At 64.6% G+C, this 19,137-nt stretch carries 19 protein-coding genes; 10 read left to right on the forward strand and 9 right to left on the reverse strand.

All coding sequences use genetic code 11. From position 1 onward, the window contains the following. Window positions 1-48 precede the first annotated feature (48 nt). The 3 genes from J2R78_RS30645 to J2R78_RS30655 all read right to left on the reverse strand — a co-directional run bounded on the left by J2R78_RS30645 (window position 49) and on the right by J2R78_RS30655 (window position 2,610). Window positions 49-285 (reverse strand): hypothetical protein, encoded by a 237-nt coding sequence (locus J2R78_RS30645; protein ID WP_253607924.1) that lies wholly within the window; start codon window positions 283-285, stop codon window positions 49-51. A gap of 178 nt (window positions 286-463) precedes the next feature. Beyond that, the gene (locus tag J2R78_RS30650) at window positions 464-1,156 is read right to left on the reverse strand and encodes a glutathione S-transferase C-terminal domain-containing protein (protein WP_253607925.1); all 693 of its coding nucleotides are present in this window, start codon (window positions 1,154-1,156) and stop codon (window positions 464-466) included. Window positions 1,157-1,371: 215 nt separating this feature from the next. Then, the gene (locus J2R78_RS30655; RefSeq protein WP_253607926.1) at window positions 1,372-2,610 is read right to left on the reverse strand and encodes an ABC transporter substrate-binding protein; all 1,239 of its coding nucleotides are present in this window, start codon (window positions 2,608-2,610) and stop codon (window positions 1,372-1,374) included. 227 nt (window positions 2,611-2,837) lie between these two features. Between J2R78_RS30655 and J2R78_RS30660 the strand changes: the two genes are divergently transcribed. Beyond that, window positions 2,838-3,566, forward strand: coding sequence for an SDR family oxidoreductase (locus J2R78_RS30660; protein ID WP_253607927.1), 729 nt, complete (start codon window positions 2,838-2,840; stop codon window positions 3,564-3,566). Between the two features lie 16 nt (window positions 3,567-3,582). Here the strand turns inward: J2R78_RS30660 and J2R78_RS30665 are convergent, their stop codons facing one another. Together J2R78_RS30665 and J2R78_RS30670 are read right to left on the reverse strand one after the other, a co-directional pair. Further along, a complete protein-coding gene (locus tag J2R78_RS30665; protein ID WP_253607928.1) occupies window positions 3,583-4,800 on the reverse strand; it encodes a GGDEF domain-containing protein in 1,218 nt (405 codons plus the stop codon). 298 nt (window positions 4,801-5,098) lie between these two features. Continuing rightward, window positions 5,099-5,764: a TetR/AcrR family transcriptional regulator gene (locus tag J2R78_RS30670; RefSeq protein WP_253607929.1), complete on the reverse strand. Its 666-nt coding sequence runs from the start codon at window positions 5,762-5,764 to the stop codon at window positions 5,099-5,101. Window positions 5,765-6,031: 267 nt separating this feature from the next. Between J2R78_RS30670 and J2R78_RS30675 the strand changes: the two genes are divergently transcribed. The 7 genes from J2R78_RS30675 to cynS all read left to right on the forward strand — a co-directional run bounded on the left by J2R78_RS30675 (window position 6,032) and on the right by cynS (window position 12,901). After that, complete coding sequence (locus tag J2R78_RS30675) at window positions 6,032-6,574, forward strand: OsmC family protein (RefSeq protein ID WP_225164216.1); 543 nt, start codon at window positions 6,032-6,034, stop codon at window positions 6,572-6,574. A gap of 36 nt (window positions 6,575-6,610) precedes the next feature. Continuing rightward, on the forward strand, window positions 6,611-7,786 hold the full coding sequence (locus J2R78_RS30680; RefSeq protein ID WP_253607930.1) for an acyl-CoA dehydrogenase family protein: 1,176 nt from the start codon (window positions 6,611-6,613) through the stop codon (window positions 7,784-7,786). A 125-nt stretch (window positions 7,787-7,911) separates the two neighbouring features. Further along, window positions 7,912-8,790, forward strand: a complete 879-nt coding sequence (locus J2R78_RS30685; protein ID WP_253607931.1) for a sulfurtransferase — start codon at window positions 7,912-7,914, stop codon at window positions 8,788-8,790. Between the two features lie 106 nt (window positions 8,791-8,896). Further along, window positions 8,897-10,288 carry a CmpA/NrtA family ABC transporter substrate-binding protein gene (locus J2R78_RS30690; protein WP_253607932.1) on the forward strand — a complete coding sequence of 464 codons (1,392 nt, stop codon included), beginning with the start codon at window positions 8,897-8,899 and terminating at the stop codon, window positions 10,286-10,288. Window positions 10,289-10,445: 157 nt separating this feature from the next. Further along, entirely contained in the window at window positions 10,446-11,285 is an 840-nt protein-coding gene (gene ntrB, locus J2R78_RS30695; protein ID WP_253607933.1) for a nitrate ABC transporter permease, read from the forward strand. 196 nt (window positions 11,286-11,481) lie between these two features. Then, on the forward strand, window positions 11,482-12,393 hold the full coding sequence (locus J2R78_RS30700) for an ABC transporter ATP-binding protein (RefSeq protein ID WP_253607934.1): 912 nt from the start codon (window positions 11,482-11,484) through the stop codon (window positions 12,391-12,393). 19 nt (window positions 12,394-12,412) lie between these two features. Further along, window positions 12,413-12,901, forward strand: a complete 489-nt coding sequence (gene cynS / locus J2R78_RS30705) for a cyanase (protein WP_050387665.1) — start codon at window positions 12,413-12,415, stop codon at window positions 12,899-12,901. Window positions 12,902-12,968: 67 nt separating this feature from the next. On the opposite strand, the gene purB is transcribed toward cynS, so the two are convergent. From purB to J2R78_RS30720, 3 genes are all read right to left on the reverse strand, one after another. Continuing rightward, entirely contained in the window at window positions 12,969-14,399 is a 1,431-nt protein-coding gene (gene purB / locus J2R78_RS30710; RefSeq protein WP_253607935.1) for an adenylosuccinate lyase, read from the reverse strand. Between the two features lie 166 nt (window positions 14,400-14,565). Next, window positions 14,566-15,456, reverse strand: a complete 891-nt coding sequence (locus J2R78_RS30715; protein ID WP_253607936.1) for a hypothetical protein — start codon at window positions 15,454-15,456, stop codon at window positions 14,566-14,568. Between the two features lie 316 nt (window positions 15,457-15,772). Beyond that, complete coding sequence (locus tag J2R78_RS30720; RefSeq protein ID WP_253607937.1) at window positions 15,773-16,600, reverse strand: oxaloacetate decarboxylase; 828 nt, start codon at window positions 16,598-16,600, stop codon at window positions 15,773-15,775. A 111-nt stretch (window positions 16,601-16,711) separates the two neighbouring features. Here J2R78_RS30720 and J2R78_RS30725 point away from each other — a divergent pair, with 111 nt between their 5' ends. Next, window positions 16,712-17,656 (forward strand): LysR family transcriptional regulator, encoded by a 945-nt coding sequence (locus tag J2R78_RS30725; RefSeq protein ID WP_253589906.1) that lies wholly within the window; start codon window positions 16,712-16,714, stop codon window positions 17,654-17,656. Between the two features lie 29 nt (window positions 17,657-17,685). Here the strand turns inward: J2R78_RS30725 and J2R78_RS30730 are convergent, their stop codons facing one another. Beyond that, the gene (locus tag J2R78_RS30730) at window positions 17,686-18,009 is read right to left on the reverse strand and encodes a DUF1476 domain-containing protein (protein WP_057018385.1); all 324 of its coding nucleotides are present in this window, start codon (window positions 18,007-18,009) and stop codon (window positions 17,686-17,688) included. Window positions 18,010-18,358: 349 nt separating this feature from the next. On the opposite strand from J2R78_RS30730, the gene purC reads away from it, so the two are divergent. After that, window positions 18,359-19,126 carry a phosphoribosylaminoimidazolesuccinocarboxamide synthase gene (purC, locus tag J2R78_RS30735; protein WP_016843454.1) on the forward strand — a complete coding sequence of 256 codons (768 nt, stop codon included), beginning with the start codon at window positions 18,359-18,361 and terminating at the stop codon, window positions 19,124-19,126. Window positions 19,127-19,137: the final 11 nt, after the last annotated feature.

Here is a 19,137-nt window from a genome sequence, read left to right on the forward strand (position 1 = left end):
ATCAGGACGTCTTCGCGCGATCCGCATCTGATCGATGCTGGACGGCGCTCAGGTGGTGGATTCATTGCCGCCGCCCTTCGGCTTGGAAATCGGAGGGATGCAGCTACCGAAGCGTGGATCGAGCGGATCGTAGCGCGACCTCATTCTCGCAAAAATATAGAGCGCCGCCAGTGCGAAGGCGCCGAGCAACAGCAGGCCCCATGCAGGTGGCGGACCTGCAACCAAAAGCACTGCTGCTCCAACGAGGACTAACGCGATAATGCCCGAAGACAGTTTTGAAGCCATGACCGGCTCCGCAGTTAGCGCAAGGACGGGATACTACCCCCGAAATCGATCTATTGGCGAGAGGCCGGCTGCGACACGCCAGCGCAGATATTTCCACCTGCGCCGTGGACGGAGCAACGGCCTGTTCGCTCACCGCCGCGAAGGTAACTATCGAGTTAGAGGTTGAGTTCGCCCGGGCTCACGTACTCACTGCCGCGTGGATGGCGCAGCAATGTTGTACCAGGGCGTCGTGCGAGACCACGAATTGCTTCAACGGCGTCTCGATGTCGTAGAAGTAGATATTGGCCACGAAGCCATAGATGCCGGCGTCGATAGTCGTCGGCCTGTCGCCATGCACATAGCCTTGGCTCGGGATCAGGCTCGCCAGTGCGGCGAGATCGGCGAGGCCGCGGGCCATCGCGGCGTCGGGCTCGAAGCGGCCGATGCCCTGGTAATAATAGCGCTGCGCGTTGAACTCCTTGGCCTTCATCAAGCCGTCGTCGGTGAGGGCTGGATGCTCGCGCTTGAGCGCGTCGCGGAATTGGGGCCAATAGCGCGCGTCCTGCCAGCGCGAATAGGACATCACCCAGTAGAGATCGTCGAGCGTCCGCGTGACGAGGAGGTTGGTCGTGCGCTGCGCCGGCGTCAGCGCGGCATCCAGCGTCACGTCATATTTTCCGGTGACATAGGCGAGGATGGTCTCGCTGTCGCCGACAGTGTCGTCGCCGTCGACGACATAGGGCAATTGCTTGCGCGGTGCCTTCGATGCATCGAAAATATGTTCGTGCCGGAACGGTACGCCGGCGAGCTTCAGAAAAGCGAACACCTTCAGACCATAGCCATTGTTGTCGGCGACGCCGAACAGCGGCGGATAGGAATAGAGCGTGAGCATGATGGCTCGCCACGTTCGAGGTCGCTACACGCTACCTCAGAATCCGTCGGTTGGATACGTCAGGCAGGCAAGCCCGCCTGTTGCGTCGCAGCGCCTGAAACGATTGCCTACAATCCGTAGTTGATGTCTTATTGTCGTCCTTGTCCCGGGTCGGGCGCGCGGTTTCGACAAAGCCTACGGGCGCATTTTGCGTCGGCGGTGCACGCCCCGGACGATCAAGCCTTCGAGATGCCGCCGTCGATCACCGGTCCCATCGGCTCGTAGCGCTCGCCGCTGAAGCGCACCAGTTGCAACTGCTCGAGCGGATAATGGTCTGATGGCGAGGTGTTGATCCGGATGCCGGGCAGCAGCATGTCGGATTCGAAATCCTTCAGGTTGGCCGCCTGCTTGATGATGCTTTCGGACGAGACGTCGTCGCCGCACTGCTTGAGCACCTGGACCAGGATCTGGCTGGTGAGATAGCCGGTGACCGCGTAGATGTCGTTCTTGGCGGCGGCCGGATCATATTTGTCGAGGAACGCGCGCCATTTCTGGATGGCGGGATCGCTGTCCCAGGCGGCGTCGACGGGATCCTTCAGGTAGGCGCTCGAAATGATTCCCTTGGAGACGTCGAAGCCCGCGGCTTTCAGCGTCGAGCCGGCGGAGGAGGCGTTGTTGCCGATGTAATGTGCCGGCTGCCAGCCGAGCTCGGCGATCTTCTTGATGCCTTGGGCGGCGAATTTCGGCGTGGTCATGCTCATGAACACGTTGGCGCCGGCGGATTTGCAGCGGACCACCTGGCTGTCGATGGTCGGGTCGGCGGTCTCATAGGACAGCTCCGCCACGATTGCGGACGTCCTGGCGCCAAGTCCGTCCTTGAAGCCCTTCAGCACGTCGCGGCCGAAATCGTCGTTCTGGTAGACGATGCCGATTTTGGGATCGTTCTGTGTCGACAGCACATGCTGCGCGAAGGCGCGGCCCTCGATCTGGTAGCAGGGCTGGAAACCCATGGTGTAGGGGAAATTCTTGTAGTCGCCGAACTTGGTCGCGCCCGAGGCAATGAAGAGGTGCGGGACCTTCTTCTGGTTCATGTACTTCATGATCGCCGCATTGGTCGGCGCGCCGAGCGGCGCAAACAGCACGTCGATCTCGTCGCCTTCGACCAGCTTGCGCGCCTGCTCGACGGTCTTGGCCGGGCTGTAGGCATCGTCATAGGTGATGTACTTGATCATGCGGCCGTTGATGCCGCCTTGCTCGTTGATCATCTTGAAATAGCCGCCGGGGGTGCGGCCGATCGACGAATAGACCGCGGCCGGTCCCGAATAGGCGTCGATGTTGCCGATGACGATCTCGGTCTTGCCCTCCGTCTTGCCTCTGGCGATCGCGGGCCTGCCGAGCAGCAGCGCGGCTGACGTGGCCGCGGCGCCCTTGATGAGATGACGGCGCGATAGCCGGGGCGAACGGTTCCTTGTCATTGTAGTCCTCCGCTTCTTCTTGTTGGCCGTTTGGCAGCCTCTGACGGGCATGTCGGCGCGCAGCATTCCACAGCGGTGCTTTGGGACTTGTGTGCAGTCGCTACCATCTGAAATTTTCGCACGATGTCAGCCGCGGAGGCCGCGTTCCCCCATCCTCGGTTACCGACATGCCGTCCGGGATTGCTATACTGCGGCGACTGTCGTGGTGATCTCAGCAGGGTGGACCGATGGCGAAAGTGTTGGAAGGCAAGGTGGCGGCCGTGACCGGGGCGGCGTCGGGGATTGGACTGGCGAGCAGCGAGGCGATGCTGGCCGCGGGCGCGCGCGTGGTGATGGTCGACCGCGATGCCACCGCGCTGCAAGCGCTCGCCCGCAAGCACGGCGATGCGGTGGTCCCGCTGGTGATCGACCTGCTCGATCCCGCGCAGTGTGCAACCTTGCTGCCCAAGGTGCTCGAGAAGACCGGCCAGCTCGACATCCTGCACGCCAATGCCGGCATTTATGTCGGCGGCGACCTCGTCGATGCGGATACGATTGCGATCGACCGGATGCTGAACCTCAACGTCAACGTCGTGATGAAGAACGTGCACGACGTGCTGCCGCACATGATCACGCGCGGCACCGGCGACATCATCGTGACGAGCTCGCTCGCCGCGCATTTCCCGACGCCGTGGGAGCCGGTCTATGCGTCGTCGAAATGGGCGGTCAACTGCTTCGTGCAGACGGTGCGGCGCCAGGTGTTCAAGCACGGCATCCGTGTCGGCTCGATCTCGCCAGGACCCGTGATCAGCGCGCTGCTGGCGGACTGGCCGCCCGAGAAGCTTGCGGAGGCCAAGGCGGCCGGAAGCCTGCTGGAGGCCAGCGAAGTCGCCGAGGTCGTGATGTTCATGCTGACCCGGCCGCGCGGCATGACCATCCGCGACGTCGTGATGCTGCCGACCAATTTCGACCTGTAACGGCGAGCGCCGCGCCTCAGGCGGCGCTGCGATCGGTGGCGGGCGCGTGGCCGTGCTGCGTGAGGCGGCGCAGCGCGGCGACATTGGTCGCGACGGAAGCCATCCGGCACCGCGCCTTGCCTTCGGATTTCGCCTCGTACAGCGCGGCGTCGGCGGACGCCAGCAGCTGTTCGGCCTCGGTGCCGTGCTCAGGCGACACCGCGATGCCGACGCTGACACCGACCTCGGCCGAGATGCCGCCCGCGAGCTGATAGGGCATCGTGACGGTCTGGATGATGCGCTGGCCGGCCGTGAGCGCCTGTTCCGCCGTGACGCCGTTGACCAGCACCACGAACTCGTCGCCGCCGAGCCGTGCGATTACCGCGGTTTCGGGCAGCGCACGCCGCAGCCGCTCCGCGGTCAGCATCAGCACCTGATCGCCGGCGGCGTGGCCATAGGTGTCGTTGACCGGCTTGAAATTGTCGAGGTCGAAGAACAGCAGCGCAAAGGGCCCGCCATTCTCGGCGGGGGCCGCCAGCTTTGCGTTCAGCGCCGCGACGAAGCCGGCGCGATTGCGCAGGCCGGTCAGGGTGTCGTGATGGGCAAGATGGCCGTTCTCGCGCTCGGCGCGCATCGTGGCGATCAGCATCTTGTTGAGGCGGAAGGCTGCCACCGTCATCGCCGTGAGATACAGCGGCACCTGCATGACGACGATGAAGAGCAGCGGCTCGCCGGCAAGGGCCGCGCCCGGAACGATCGGGCCGAGGCTGAGCAGGATCATGGTGCCGGCAAGGCGCGGGGCGCTGAAATTTCGGAAGCAGATGCCGCCGACCATCGCCGCCGCCGATAGCGAAGCCAGCAGCGCAACCACCCAGTCGCCGCTTGCGAGGCTGATCAGGATGCCGAAGCCGACGCTGGCGCTCCAGGCGACTGCAAGCACGAGATGCAGATCGGTCGGGGTCGGCCGCTGCTCGCGCGCGGCGCGATGCGCAACCACGAGCACGGCGAGGCGCGAGAGGCAGATGACGAGTTCGAGGACGACCCAGGTGATGAACAGCGCGGTCGGCTCGCGGATCGCGATCACGGCTGCGACTGCGACCGTATTGACCGCGCCAGCCGCAAACACCGGCAGCGAGCCGTAGAGATCCCCGATCAGCGCCGCGCGGATGTCGTCAGGTACGCCCGGTCCGGCGTCGGCGAGCCAGCGCGTCACGCCCCAGCGCGGCTGGCTGTATCGTCCTTTTTCGGACTGCATTGTTCTTGCCTCGTACTTTCACCGCGCAACTGACCCGGCCCGACCTAACAGGCGTTTAAGGCCGGCGCCGATCGCGCGGCGTGATTGACGGCAGGTAAACCCGGCGGGCGATCGCGCCGCAGAAATACCGACGCCGGAGGTTGCGACGATCGGTTCGGCCGGCGGCGAGAAGGATGAAGTCTGCGCCAATGCCGGCCTTGCCAGGGTGGCGGACGCGCCGAAACAGCGCGGACGCCGCGTCGGCAGACTACGATATGTGAGAAGGGCAGGACTGCCGCGGATTGCGGCGGCCGTTGCGTTACACGGCGAGGAGCTGTTGTTCCGCCGCGCCGCCGGCGCGCTTCGGCTTCTTCGCCTTGGCGGGCGCGAACAGATTGCTCGCGGCAAGGCCCGCGGTGTCGGCGACGGTCGGATCACACGACACCATGGCCGCGACGATGGCGCCGTCGATCAGAAGCGCGAGCTGGTGCGCGAGCACGGCCGGCTCGGCCGCGCCCATCTCGCCGGCGAGCTTCTCGATATGCGCCAGCACCACCTTCTTGTGCTTCAGCGCGATGTTGCGGAACTGCTTGGCGTCCTTGTCGTGCTCGGCGACCGCGTTGATGAAGGGGCAGCCGTAGAAGCGCTCCTCGGCGAACCAGGTCTTCAGGGCAGGGAAGATCCGCGACAGCTTGGTCTGCGGATCGCCGCCGCCGGCCTCGATCGCGCCGATGAACCATTCGCGCCACTGGCGGCCTTCGCTCTCCAGCACCGCATGCACGAGGTTGGTCTTCGAGCCGAACAGCTTGTAGAGCGTGGTCTTCGCGGTTCCGGCCTCGTCGATGATCGCATCGATGCCGGTGGCGTTGATGCCGTTCTTGCAGAACAGATGGGTTGCGGCGTTCAGCAGGCGCCCGCGCGCCGATTCATCGTCGCCGGCGGTGAACGCGGCGGCAGATTTTTTCTTCGCAAGCGATTTGGCCATGCGCGGCAGTAAATCGGAGCGCGCCGAAATCATCAAGCCGCATCTTCACGGGGGCGGGCATGTGCGCCGTCCTGCGCTCAAAATAATCGCGGCGGCGCCGCAGATGCACCGCGTTTGAGCAGCCGCGCGCTGATCAATCCGCAGGCAGGTCCGCCTAAGCGCCTGCGGGATTTCGGCTTTTGATTTGCGGCAGGACTGGCACGCTTCGTGCAGGAAACAGACCGTTCGGTATCCTGACCAATTCCATCGCTCCCAGGGAGAAAACTGATGACCGCTGTCGCCCAGAAAACCGCACTGACCGGCTGCCTCGCGCCGATCGACAAAGGCGGGCTCGAGCAGCTGATTGCCAATGGCAAGGCCAACCCGAAGGTGATCAAGACCTTGAAGTGCAAGACGGTGGCCGAGGGCAAGTTCCGTCACGCCAACTACATCCGCAACCTCGCGCCCTACATCGTCGACGAGCCGCCGGGCCTGCTCGGCGACGACACCGCGCCCAATCCCTCCGAGGCCTCGCTCGCCGCGCTCGGCTCCTGCCTTGCGGTCGGCCTGCACGCCAACGCTGTGCATCGCGGCTGGATCGTCAACAAGCTCGAGCTCGAGCTCGAGGGCGATCTCAATATCACCGCGGTGTGGGGCACCGGCGACGTCAGCGAGAAGCCGGTCGGCTTCACCGACGTCCGCGTCAAGGTCGACATGGAGTGCGAGGGGGTCTCGCAGGCCGAGATCGACGCGCTGGTGGCGCATGTGAAGAAGTGGTCGCCGGTCGCCAACACCTTCACCCGTCCCGTCAATCTCGAGGTCAGCGCGTAAACGCCCGACCGGCAATTCAAGGTGCGGAGATCATCCATGGGTTCACTGGCTTTATCGCGGGTCGCAGCTCAAGATCCCGCACCGACCATTGCGGACGAGGTTGCCCGCCTTGCCCGTCAGGAGCTGGCGCCGATCGCAGCCGCGATCGATGCCGGCTCGGTCTATCCCGGCGAATTCCTGCGCCGGCTCGGCAAGGTCGGCGTTTGGAGCAGCCATGTGCCGCAGGAGGGGCCTGCCGACCTGCGCTGGGCCATCCAGTCGATGGCCGCGCTCGGCGAGGTCTGCGGCGCCACCGCCTTCATGGCGTGGTGCCAGAACACGCTGGTCTGGTACGTCGCCAATTCCACCAACATGAAGCTCGCCGCGCGCTTCGGTGACTGCTTTGCCCGCGGGCGCGCGCTCGGCGGCACCGGGCTTTCCAACCCGATGAAGAGCTTCTTCGGCATCGAGCGGCTGAAGCTGAAGGGCCGCAAGGTCGAGGGCGGCTACATCGTCCGCGGCGCGCTGCCCTGGGTGTCGAATCTCGGTCCCGGCCATTACTTCGGCACGATCTTCGAGCGCGAGGACGAGGGCGCCAAGGGCGAGCCGGGCGGCACCGCAGGCGGCGAGCCGGGCGGCATCGCAAGCGGCGAGCCGGGCAGCACCGTGATGTTCCTCGCCGACTGCTCCGATCCCGCGATCACGCTGACGCCCTGCAAGCCGTTCCTGGCGATGGACGGCACCGGTACCTATGGCGTCCAGTTTCGCGACGTGTTCGTGCCGGACGAACTGATCCTGGCCGAGCCGGCTGCGCCGTTCGTCAAGAAAATCCGCGCCGGCTTCATCCTGTTGCAGGCCGGCATGGGTCTTGGGCTGATGAAGGATTGCATCAATATCATGGATGAGGTCCATGCGCCGCTCGGACACGTCAACCGCTATCTGCCGCAACAGCCGCTGCAATTCCGCGAGCTCCATGCCGAGTTCGAGAAGGAGGCAATGGCGCTGGCAAGCGATCCCTACAATGCCGATGACAGTTACTGGCGCCGCGTCGTCGCACTGCGACTGCGGATCGGCGATGCCAGCGTCGCATTCGCACATGCCGCGATGCTCCATTGCGGCGCGCGCGGCTACCTGATGAGCCACCGCGCCCAGCGCAGGCTGCGCGAGGCCTATTTTGTCGCCATCGTCACGCCCGCCACCAAGCAGCTGCGCAAGATGCTGGCGGACGGCTGAAGCATGATCCGGAAAAGTGGAAACCGGTTTTCCCTCGCGACAAACGCGGAACGCGTTTGCGCGGAGATCATGCTCAAACAAGTTCGGGACCACCACAACTGCAACCACAGACAGGAGAGGCTGCCATGACGGACGTTCTGATCACCGCCGGCGAACTTGCCGAGCTCGTCAAGAAAGACCCGTGTGTCATCATCGACACGCGAAATCCGGATGCCTATGCGGCCGGCCATTTGCCCGGTGCCGTCAATGTGCATGACATCTTCACCTTCCTCGCGACCTCGACGCCGGAAGGCATCCACGAGCTCAAGACAAAATTCGCCGACGCGTTCGGTGCCGCCGGTCTCTCCGGCAAGGAGACCGCGGTGATCTACGAGCAGTCGATGAATTCCGGCTTCGGCCAGTCCTGCCGCGGCTACTACCTGCTCACGATGCTGGGCTATCCCAGGATCAAGGTGCTGCATGGCGGCTTCGATGCCTGGAAGGCGGCCGACCTGCCGGTGACCACCGACGTGGCGGTGCCGGCGAAGGCCTCCTTTGCGATCGTACCGGAGGCCGGCGATATCATGATCGACGCCAAGGCGATGCTGGCGGCGGTCGGCAAGCCCGGTGTTGCGATCCTCGACGTGCGCGACGTCGACGAGTGGATCGGCGAAAGCTCCTCGCCCTACGGCAAGGATTTCTGCCCGCGCAAGGGCCGCATCCCCGGTGCGGTGTGGCTGGAATGGTACCGCATGATGAAGCCGACCGCCGAGGGCCCGCGTTTCAAGTCGAAGGACGAGATCCTGGCGGAGTGCGCCACCGTCGGCATCTCGCAGACCACGCCGGTCTATCTCTACTGCTTCAAGGGCGCACGCGCCTCGAACACCTTCCTGGCGCTGAAGAACGCCGGCGTGAAGGACGTGCGGATGTACTTCGGCTCCTGGAACGAGTGGTCGCGCGACCCGTCGCTGCCGATCGACGAGGGCTTGCCGACCGCGGCCGTCGTCACCGGCAAGGCGGCATAGAACCTGCATGTTTGTTGGTGTCCGGCGGCGCAAAACGCGGCCGGACGCCGATCAATGAACCGGATCGCGGAGTTCTCCGCGTTTCGGTGCGACAATGGGGCGCAGTATGTCCATGTCAGATGATCCCTTCGACGCCGACCGCGTGCTCACGCGATCGGGTTGCGCCTGCGGCTGGCATCGCTCAGCCGCCGAGCATGAGCAGGCCGCGCGCACGTTGCGCTGCGAGCCGGTCGCCGACCTCAGCGAACAGAAGCGTTACGAAGGCATCGTCGCGTCGGCGGTGATGCGGGCGGTGTTTCCGCAGGATGTCGCGCGCCGCGCTTTCCTGAAATCGGTTGGCGCCGCGACGGCGCTCGCCGCGCTGTCACAGCTCTTCCCGCTGAAGACGGCGACAGAGGCGTTCGCCGACGCCGGACCGCCGGAGAAGAAGGACCTCAAGGTCGGCTTCATCCCGATCACCTGCGCGACCCCGATCATCATGGCGGCGCCGCTCGGCTTCTATGCCAAGCAGGGCCTCAACGTCGAGGTGGTGAAGACCGCCGGCTGGGCGGTCATTCGCGACAAGACCATCAACAAGGAATACGACGCCGCCCACATGCTGGCGCCGATGCCGATCGCGATCTCGCTCGGCCTTGGCGCCAACGCCATCCCGTTCACGGTCCCTGCGATCGAGAACATCAACGGGCAAGGCATCACGCTGGCGATGAAGCACAAGGACAGGCGCGATCCGAAGGACTGGAAGGGCATGAAGTTCGCCATTCCGTTCGACTACTCCATGCACAATTACCTGCTGCGCTATTACCTCGCCGAGCACGGGCTCGATCCGGATACCGACGTGCAGCTTCGCTCGGTGCCGCCGCCTGAGATGGTCGCCAATCTGCGCGCCGACAACATCGACGGTTTCCTCGCGCCCGACAATATCTGCCAGCGCGCGATCTATGACGGGGTCGGCTTCCTGCACATCCTCTCCAAGGAGATCTGGGACGGCCATCCCTGCTGCAGCTTTGCCGCCAGCCGCGAGTTCATCACGACGGCGCCGAATTCCTTCGCGGCGCTGACCCGCGCGATCGTGGATGCCACCGGCTACGCGGCGAAGGCCGAGAACCGCAAGCAGATCGCGGAAGCGATTGCGCCGGCCAACTACATCAACGCGCCGGTGACGGTGCTGGAGCAGGTGCTGACCGGCACCTATGCCGACGGGCTCGGTGGCGTGAAAACCGATCCGAAGCGCGTCGATTTCGATCCGTTCCCCTGGCAGTCCTTTGCGGTGTGGATGCTGACGCAGATGAAGCGCTGGGGCCAGATCAAGGGCGACGTCGACTACAAGGCGGTCGCCGAGCAGGTCTATCTCGCCACCGATACCAAGAAGGTGATGGCCGAGATGGGCCTCGCGCCACCCGCCACCTCGTACAAGTCGTTCTCGGTGATGGGCAAGAGCTTCGATCCGGCCAAGCCCGACGATTATCTCGCGAGCTTCAAGATCAGGAAATCGTCGTGACGGGCGAGGCTTTCTCCACGGCGTCGTCCCTGCGAAAGCAGGGACACATACGCCGTGCTCTCTCGGTTAGGCGCGCGGGGAGACACTTAGCGCAACAATTGGGGCCGGTGGTTATGGGTTCCTGCTTTCGCAGGGACGACGCGGGGAGGGAGTGCGCGTGACCTTCTCCCTCCGTCTCCGCGCCGCCATCGTCTCGATCGCGCTGCTTGCCGGCTTCCTCGGCGCCTGGCACCTCGCCACCCGCAGCAGCGGCACGACGGCGGCGATGAGCCCCGAATACGCCAGGCTGATGGGGCTGACCGCGACGCAGGGCAAGTCGGCGATGCCCGGGCCGCTCGATGTCGGTGCCAAGCTGTGGGAGCATCTGAAGCGGCCGTTCTACGACAATGGCCCGAACGACAAGGGGCTCGGCATCCAGCTCGCCTATTCGATCGGGCGCGTCGGGCTCGGCTATCTGATCGCGGTCGTCGTCGCGATTCCGCTCGGCTTCATGATCGGCATGTCGCCGCTGATCAGCAGGGCGCTCGATCCCTTCATCCAGGTGCTGAAGCCGATCTCGCCGCTGGCCTGGATGCCGCTCGCGCTCTACACGATCAAGGATTCCTCGATCTCGGCGATCTTTGTCATTTTCATCTGCTCGGTCTGGCCGATGCTGCTCAACACCGCGTTCGGGGTCGCCGGTGTGCGCAAGGAGTGGATCAACGTTGCGCGCACGCTCGAGGTCGGCACCGTCAGGCGCGCCTTCACGGTGATCCTGCCGGCGGCGGCGCCGACGATCCTGACGGGCATGCGGATCTCGATCGGGATCGCCTGGCTCGTGATCGTCGCCGCCGAGATGCTCGTCGGTGGTACCGGCATCGGCTACTTCGTCTGGAACGAGTGGAATAACCTGTCGATCACCAACGTGATCATCGCGATCCTCTTGATCGGCCTTGTCGGCATGCTGCTCGACCAGGTGCTGGCGCGATTCACGCGCATGGTAACGTTTCCGGAGTAGCGATGACCGACAGCCGCATTGCAGCCCCTTCACCTCGCCCCGCCTGCGGGGAGAGGTCGATCGCAAAGCGATCGGGTGAGGGGGAGTTTCCGCGGGTCTATCTGCCGCCGTGCTCGCGGAGGAAGCCCCTCACCCCAACCCTCTCCCCGCGAAGAGCGGGGCGAGGGAGCGCAGTCCATTCGTGGAGCTACCGCGGATGACCGACAAGTTCATCTCGATCGAGGGCATTGCGCGGCGCTATCCCGGCGCCGGCGGCGGGACCACCACGGTGTTCGAGAATTTCTGGCTGTCGATGGCGCGCGGCGAGTTCGGCTGCGTGATCGGCCATTCCGGCTGCGGCAAGACCACCGTGCTGAACATCCTCGCCGGCCTCGACGAACCGAGCGAGGGCACGGTGATCGTCGACGGGCAGGGGATCGAGGGCACCAGCCTCGACCGCGCCGTGATCTTCCAAAGCCATGCGCTACTGCCGTGGCGCACCGTATCGGGCAATGTCGCTTATGCCGTCGGCTCGAAATGGCGCAAATGGGACCGTGCGCGGGTGAAGGCGCATGCGCAGAAGTTCATCGATCTCGTCGGGCTCACCGGCTCGGAGCAAAAGCATCCGTCCGAACTCTCCGGCGGCATGAAACAGCGCGTCGGCATCGCGCGGGCGCTGTCGATCACCCCGAAGATCATGCTGATGGACGAGCCGTTCTCGGCGCTGGACGCGCTGACCCGCGGCACGCTTCAGGATGAGGTGCGGCGGATCTGCCTGGAGACCGGGCAGACCACCTTCATGATCACCCATGACGTCGATGAGGCGATCTTTCTCGCCGACAAGATCTTCCTGATGACCAACGGTCCCGGCGCCGTGCTGGCCGAGATCGTCGAGAACCCGCTGCCGAAAGAGCGCGGCCGCATCGACCTGCACCGCCATCCCTATTACTATGCGCTGCGCAACCATATCGTCGATTTCCTGGTCAGCCGCAGCAAGAGCTTTGCCGCCGAGGTGACCGGTCACGATCCGCGCCGCGTGCCGACGGTGCGGCCCGGCGTCGGCGAGCCCGTGATCGTCTCGCCGCCACGCGCCGTCGAACCCAATCCCGCGCAGAGCGCTGCGCGCTGAAGCCCAAGGAGGAAACCTGATGAAACGCGAAGACCTCACCGAGAAGCTGCTCGACATCAAGCGCGAGAAGGGCTGGAGCTGGAAATACATCTGCGAGAAGATCGGCGGCTATTCCGACGTGCTGATCACGGGCGCGATCCTCGGCCAGATGAAATTGACAAAGCCGCAGGCGGCGAATGCCGGCGAATTGTTCGGGCTGTCGAAGGCCGAGATCGCGATGCTCAACGAGGTGCCGATGCGCGGCACCGGCACGCCGATGCCGCCGACCGATCCGCTGATCTACCGCTTCTACGAGATGGTGATGGTCAACGGCCCGGCCTGGAAGGCGCTGATCGAAGAAGAATTCGGCGACGGCATCATGTCGGCGATCGACTTCGACATGGCGCTGGAGCGCGTCGCCAATCCGAAGGGCGACCGCGTCAAGATCACCATGAGCGGCAAGTTCCTGCCGTACAAATATTACGGCGCCAGCGGCAACGTGCCTGAATACGGCTTCAAGGAAGAGTAAGGCGAGGGGGCGAATGGCGAGTAGCGAATGGATTCCTGCCCATTCGCTACTCGCACCTCACCAATCGCTACAGGATCGTGCCCGGGTTGTAGCGAGCCGCCTCAGGCTTGGCCTTGGCCAAAGCCTCGACCTGCTCGGCGAAGAAATCGACCTGGGCGCCGGCGTCGCCGGAGTTGGCGCGACCCTGTTCGAGCACGTGCTGCAACTCGGCTGCGCTCAAGCCAAGACGCTTGTCGGCGGCGAGGCGCTGCAGCAGATCGTTCTGCACGATCTTGCCGGTGCGCAGGTCGCCGATGGCCGCGACGGCATGCTCCTTGATCGCCTCGTGGGCGCCTTCGCGGCCCGCGCCCTTCTTCACCGCTTCCATCATCACCGTGGTGGTCAGCAGGAAGGGCAGATAGCGGTTGAGCTCGGTCTCGACCACGGCTTCGAACACCTCCATCTGGTCAAGCACCGTGAGCAAGGTTTCGAGCAGGCCATCCATGGCGAGGAAGGCATCGGGCAGCATGACGCGGCGGACGACCGAGCAGGAGACGTCGCCTTCGTTCCACTGATCGCCGGCAAGGCCTGCGGCCATCGCGAGATAGCCCTTCAGGATCACATGCAGGCCGTTGATGCGCTCGCAGGAGCGGCTGTTCATCTTGTGCGGCATCGCGGAGGAGCCGACCTGGCCCTTGGCAAAACCTTCGCTGGCGAGTTCGTGGCCTGCCATCAGGCGGATGGTCTTGGCGAAATTGCCGGGCCCGCTGGCGAGCTCGGTGAGCACGCTGACCGCACGGAAGTCGAGGCTGCGCGGATAGACCTGGCCGACGGCATCGAGGGCCTTCGGCAGGCCGAGGTGAACGAGGACGCGCTGCTCGAGCGCGCGCGCCTTGCCGGCATCTCCGTTGAACAGGGTGATCTGATCGAGACGGGTGCCGACCGCGCCCTTCAGGCCGCGGGCGGGATAGGTCTGCAGCACATTGACCAGGCTCTGATGCGCCAGCAGCATCTCCTCGCCGGACATGGCGATGCGCTTGCCGAGCGTCGTGACCTGCGCGGCCACGTTATGGGTGCGCGCGGTGAACGGGATGTCGCGCAATTGCTTCGCGCGCGTGGCAAAGCGGATGAGTGCGGCGATGCTCTTGGTCTCGATGAGCTGCAGCGCGCGGTAGACCTGCAATTGCTCGACGTTCTCGGTGAGGTCGCGGCTGGTCATGCCCTTGTGCAGGTGCTCGTGACCGGCGAGCTCGCAGAACTCCTCGATGCGCGCCTTGACGTCGTGGCGGGTGACGCGCTCCCGCTTCATGATGGAGGCCAGGTTGATCTGGTCCTTGACGCGCTCGTAGCTTTCGATCACGCCATCCGGCACCGCGATGCCGAGATCGCGCTGGGCCTTCAGCACGGCGATCCAGTAGTCGCGTTCGAGGCGGACCTTGCCTTCGCCGCTCCAGATGGCGCGCATGGCGGGCGAAGCGTAACGTTCGGCGAGGACGTTGGAAATGTGATCTTGGGACATCCCGCTCTCTTGGCATTGCCTGAGGCTGGCTGCAAGCCGCGACCTGCGATGAATCGTCAGGTCTGGTAACGCTCGGCCGGGCTTGCGGTGCTGGCGCCAGCATACCAGATTCAGGAAGGCGCCGCCTCGGGCAATCCGGGGCGGCGCAGGCATGCTTCGCCCCGCGTCAGAGCGAGAAGGTCACTGCGGCGGGTCCGCGGCTCAGGCCGGCCGTGTTCGGCACGGCCGTGTCGCTGGTCCAGTTGTCCTCGCCGTCAGTGGTCTTGTACAGGAACTGGCCGTCGGGTCCCTGGTGCAGGACGTACAATGTGTCGTTGAACACGACCGGCGCGGCATTGCCGAAATTGCCCGGCGTGTCGGGGACCTGGCGGTCGGCTCCCCAGCTGCCAATGCCGTCGAACCGCTTGAAGAAGAAGAGGCCCGTGGGGTCGTTGAAGAACAGGTAGATCCAGTCCTTGTAGGAAGCCGCGCCCGGACCGTTGCTGAGGCCTTCCGTGCCGGCAACCGGATTGCTTCGCCAGGTGCTGCGGTCGAAGGTCGCGTACCAGAAGCGGTTCATGTTGCCGGGTTCGCTATAGCCGGGCCCGCGGCCGAACACGTAGAGCGTGTCGCCGCGCACGACCGCGGCCGGGGTGTCGACGTTCTGGTAGGCGACGGAGATGAGATGGTTGGTTCCGGATGTGTTGATCTCGGGTCCGAAGCTGGTGCCGTCGTAGGTCTTGTACATCAGGTCGGACTGGCCGGGATTCGAGTACAGCAGATAGATCAGGCCGTCATACACGGCGGCCGCCACTCCGCCGCCGACGCCGGCCATGTTGGGCACCTGGGCTGCCGCCGTCCACAGCTCGCCGTCATAGACTCTGTAATAGAGGGACTGGTTGATCGGATAGAACACATACAGGTTGGTGTTGAAGACGACGGCTGCCGGCGTGTTGCTGATCCAGGTGTTCCCCGGCATCGGGACATCGCCGCTCCAGGCCTCGCCGTTGAAGACGTTCGTAAAAAATTGCGGACTGTTTCCAACGCCCTTGTGCAGGGAAAACAACCAGCTCTTCATTTTGGAAATCCCCCATGGCGACGAGACGCCGCCTCTGATCAGCGGTGTAGATTGGATCGACGTGCGCAGGATCGATTGGAATGAACTGATCGTACGCCTGCGCCCGTCGTGTTCTACGTCCGATTCACCGACGGTTGTGTGAAGCTGTTCACTCACCCTGGAGGAGGAGACCATATATGTCGTGCGCAGACTGAGAATCGAGGCCGCGCAAGGCACGCCGCGACGTGAGTGGCGACTTGTCGGAAGACGGATTTCGAGGAGATGAGAGAAGCGCGAATAGCGAATGGATGCTTTCCGATTAGCTATTCGCTGCGCCCTATTCGCCCTTCGCTGCGGCGAATGCCGCGCGGACCTCCTTCACCGGCGCCATGTCGCGGACGAAGCTGAATGCGCCGTTGTCCTTCATCTCGCGGGCACAGCGCAGGAACGCAGCCAGCGCGTGGCGCTGCATCGCGCCGCCGACGCTGATGCGCTTGACGCCGACGGCGGCGAGTTGCTCGACGGTCAGGGTCGGATCGGCAAAGCCCATCACGAGGTTGAACGGCTTGTTGATCGATGACACCACGGTCTTGATGGTGGCGAGATCGTAGAGGCCCGGCGAATACAGCACGTCGGCGCCGGCGGCCTCGAACGCCTGTAGCCGCTTGATGGTGTCGTCGAGGTCCTTGCGGCCGTGCAGGAAGTTTTCCGCCCGCGCCGTCAGCGTGAACGGGAAGGGCAGCGCCCGTGCGGCCTCGACCGCGGCCTGGACCCGCTCCACGGCGAGCGTGAAATCGTAGATCGGGCGCTGCGGGTCGCCGGTCGAGTCCTCGATCGAGCCGCCGACCGCGCCGGCCTCGGCGGCGAAGCGGATCGCCTCGGCCGCGAGCTTCGGCATGTCGGCGCCGCATTTTTCCAGATCGGCATTGACGGGCAGGTCGGTGGCCTCGGCGATCACCCGGCAATTCTCGATGATCTCATCGAGGCTGACCGTCGAACGGCCGAGCGTATTGGCGAGCCCGAGGCTGGTGGTTGCGAGCGCCTCGAAGCCCATGGATGCGAGCAGCTTCGCCGTTCCGGCGTCCCACGGATTTGGAATGATGAAGGTGCCGGGCCGCTGATGCAGCTCGCGAAACCGTGCTGCCTTGTCCGCCTGGGTGCGCATGTGAACTCCTGCTGTTGTCAAAAGCGACTGAAAGCAGCGATAGGGCGGTTTCGCCCATCAGACAAATTTGTTATTTCTCTCGATATCATCAGCTTTTTGCATGGGAGAGCGATGGACAGCGACGCGCTCAACACGTTCCTGGTGGTGCATCGGCGCGGCGGGATCTCGCATGCCGCCAAGGCGCTGCACCGCTCGCAGCCGGCGATTTCGCGGCGCATAGCGCTGCTCGAGCAGGAGCTCGGGGTGCCCCTGTTCGAGCGGATCGCGGGCAAGACGCGGCTGAGCGATGCCGGGCGGGTGATGGTGCCCTATGCCGAACGGGCGGTGGCGGCGGCGCAGGATGCCGAGAACGCGGTGCGCGCGCTGCTGCGCGACAATTCCGGCCCGGTGGCGCTGGCGGTGACCGGTACCCTCGCCGGCGAGCGGCTCTCGAACGTATTGAAGCGCTTTGCCCGCCGGCACCCGGACGTTGCGCTGACGCTGCGCACCGCGACCAGCGCCGAGGTCAGCGACCTGATCCGGCGCGGCGAGGCGACGATCGGGTTGCGTTACGACCGCGACCGCTCGCGCGACCTCGATTGCGAGGTGCTGTTTGCCGAGCCGCTCGGGGTGGTCTGCGCGCCGGACCATCCGCTGGCGGGACGCCGGGTCGGCAAGCTTGCCGATCTCAGGGATGAGCGCTGGATCGCCTTCCCGGAGGTGCCGGGACGCCGCGAAATCACCGCCTCGCACGTCTTCGCCCTGTTCCTGACGCACGGGCTCGGCGAGGTCGCCTGGACGCCGGTCGACAGCCTGACGGCGCAGAAGCGGCTGGTCGAGGCCGGGCTCGGGATCGCGCTGCTGTCACAAAGCAATGCGGCGGAGGAATTGGGTAGCTCGAGGATCGCGACGATCCGCGTCGGCGATCTCGCCGCAAGTCACGAGGTCGTCGCCGTGACGCGGCATGGCGGCTTCCTTAGCGCCGCCTCACGCCGTCTGTTCGACATCCTCCGTGCCGACTTCACCAAGGCGAGGGGCACAAATACGTCGCGCCGGAACGGTGTCCGGCGCGCGTAAAAGTCGACTTGGTAGGGTGTACCGGGAACTCAGCTTCCCGCCTTGACCTGGGCCGCGGCCACCGCCAGCAGCTCGTCCATCTTGGCGCGGATATCGCGCTCGGTGACGGCCTGGTCCTTGGCGGAGAGGTCCTTCAGAACCTTGTGCAGCACGTCGTTGTCGCCGGCTTCCTCGAAGTCGGCGGCGACCACTTCCTTGGCATAGGCGCTGGCGGCATCGCCCGTGATGCCGAGCTTCTCGGCGGCCCACAGGCCAAGCAGCTTGTTCCGGCGGGCTTCAGCCTTGAACTTCTGCTCCTCGTCGAGGGCGAACTTCTTCTCGAAACCTTCCTCGCGTTTGTTGAATTCGCTCATGGCTGAAGTTCCAATTCCCTTGCTGAATGAGGGCCGCCGCGCGTTGCGGCAACCCCGATGCCTGCCTAGATAGGTGGGAGGAATCGGCAAGACAACGAGCCGTTAAGCCGCAGGCAAAACTGGCGGAATCGGCTCTTTATGATAGGGCGGTATAAGTGCCCTCAAGGGGGCACTATCGATTGTGCTGGATGGGCCAATCGGATAGGTTGCCAACAGGCATGGTTCTTGTTCTGTTTCCAGTTGGATTGCCCAGGTTCCAGGCCTCCGCGGCAGCTCCGTCGTGGGTCGTAACCCCAAGTCATCCGGAGCACCCAAATCCATGGATTTCAACAAAACACGGTACATCCCAATGAGCCGTCGACGCCGTATTTATGAAGGCAAGGCCAAGGTGCTTTACGAAGGCCCCGAGCCGGGAACCCTGATCCAGCACTTCAAGGACGACGCGACCGCGTTCAACGCCAAGAAACACCAGGTGATCGAGGGCAAGGGCGTCCTCAACAACCGGATTTCGGAGTACCTGTTTCAGCACCTCAACGACATCGGGGTGCCGACCCACTTCATCCGCCGCCTCAACATGCGCGAGCAGCTGATTCGCGAGGTCGAGATCGTGCCGCTCGAGGTGGTGGTGCGGAACGTCGCCGCCGGCTCGCTGTCGCAGCGGCTCGGGATCGAGGAGGGCACCCAGCTGCCGCGCTCGATCATCGAGTTCTATTACAAGAACGACCAGCTCAACGACCCCATGGTGTCGGAAGAGCACATCACCGCCTTCGGCTGGGCGACGCCCCAGGAGATCGACGACATCATGGCGCTGGCCATCCGCGTCAACGACTTCCTGACCGGCCTCTTCCTCGGCATCGGCATCCGCCTCGTCGACTTCAAGATGGAGTGCGGACGGCTGTTCGAGAACGAGATGATGCGGATCATCGTCGCCGACGAGATCTCGCCGGACTCCTGCCGGCTGTGGGACATCAAGTCGAACGAGAAGCTCGACAAGGACCGTTTCCGCAGGGATCTGGGTGGCCTGCTCGAGGCCTACACCGAGGTCGCCAAGCGGCTCGGCATTCTGATTGAAAACGAGCGGCCGGCCGGTAGCGGCCCGGTGCTGGTGAAGAGCTAAGGTGAAGGGAC

Origin of the sequence: Bradyrhizobium sp. USDA 4538 (assembly GCF_024171045.1) — a bacterium.
Taxonomy (GTDB): domain Bacteria; phylum Pseudomonadota; class Alphaproteobacteria; order Rhizobiales; family Xanthobacteraceae; genus Bradyrhizobium; species Bradyrhizobium australafricanum.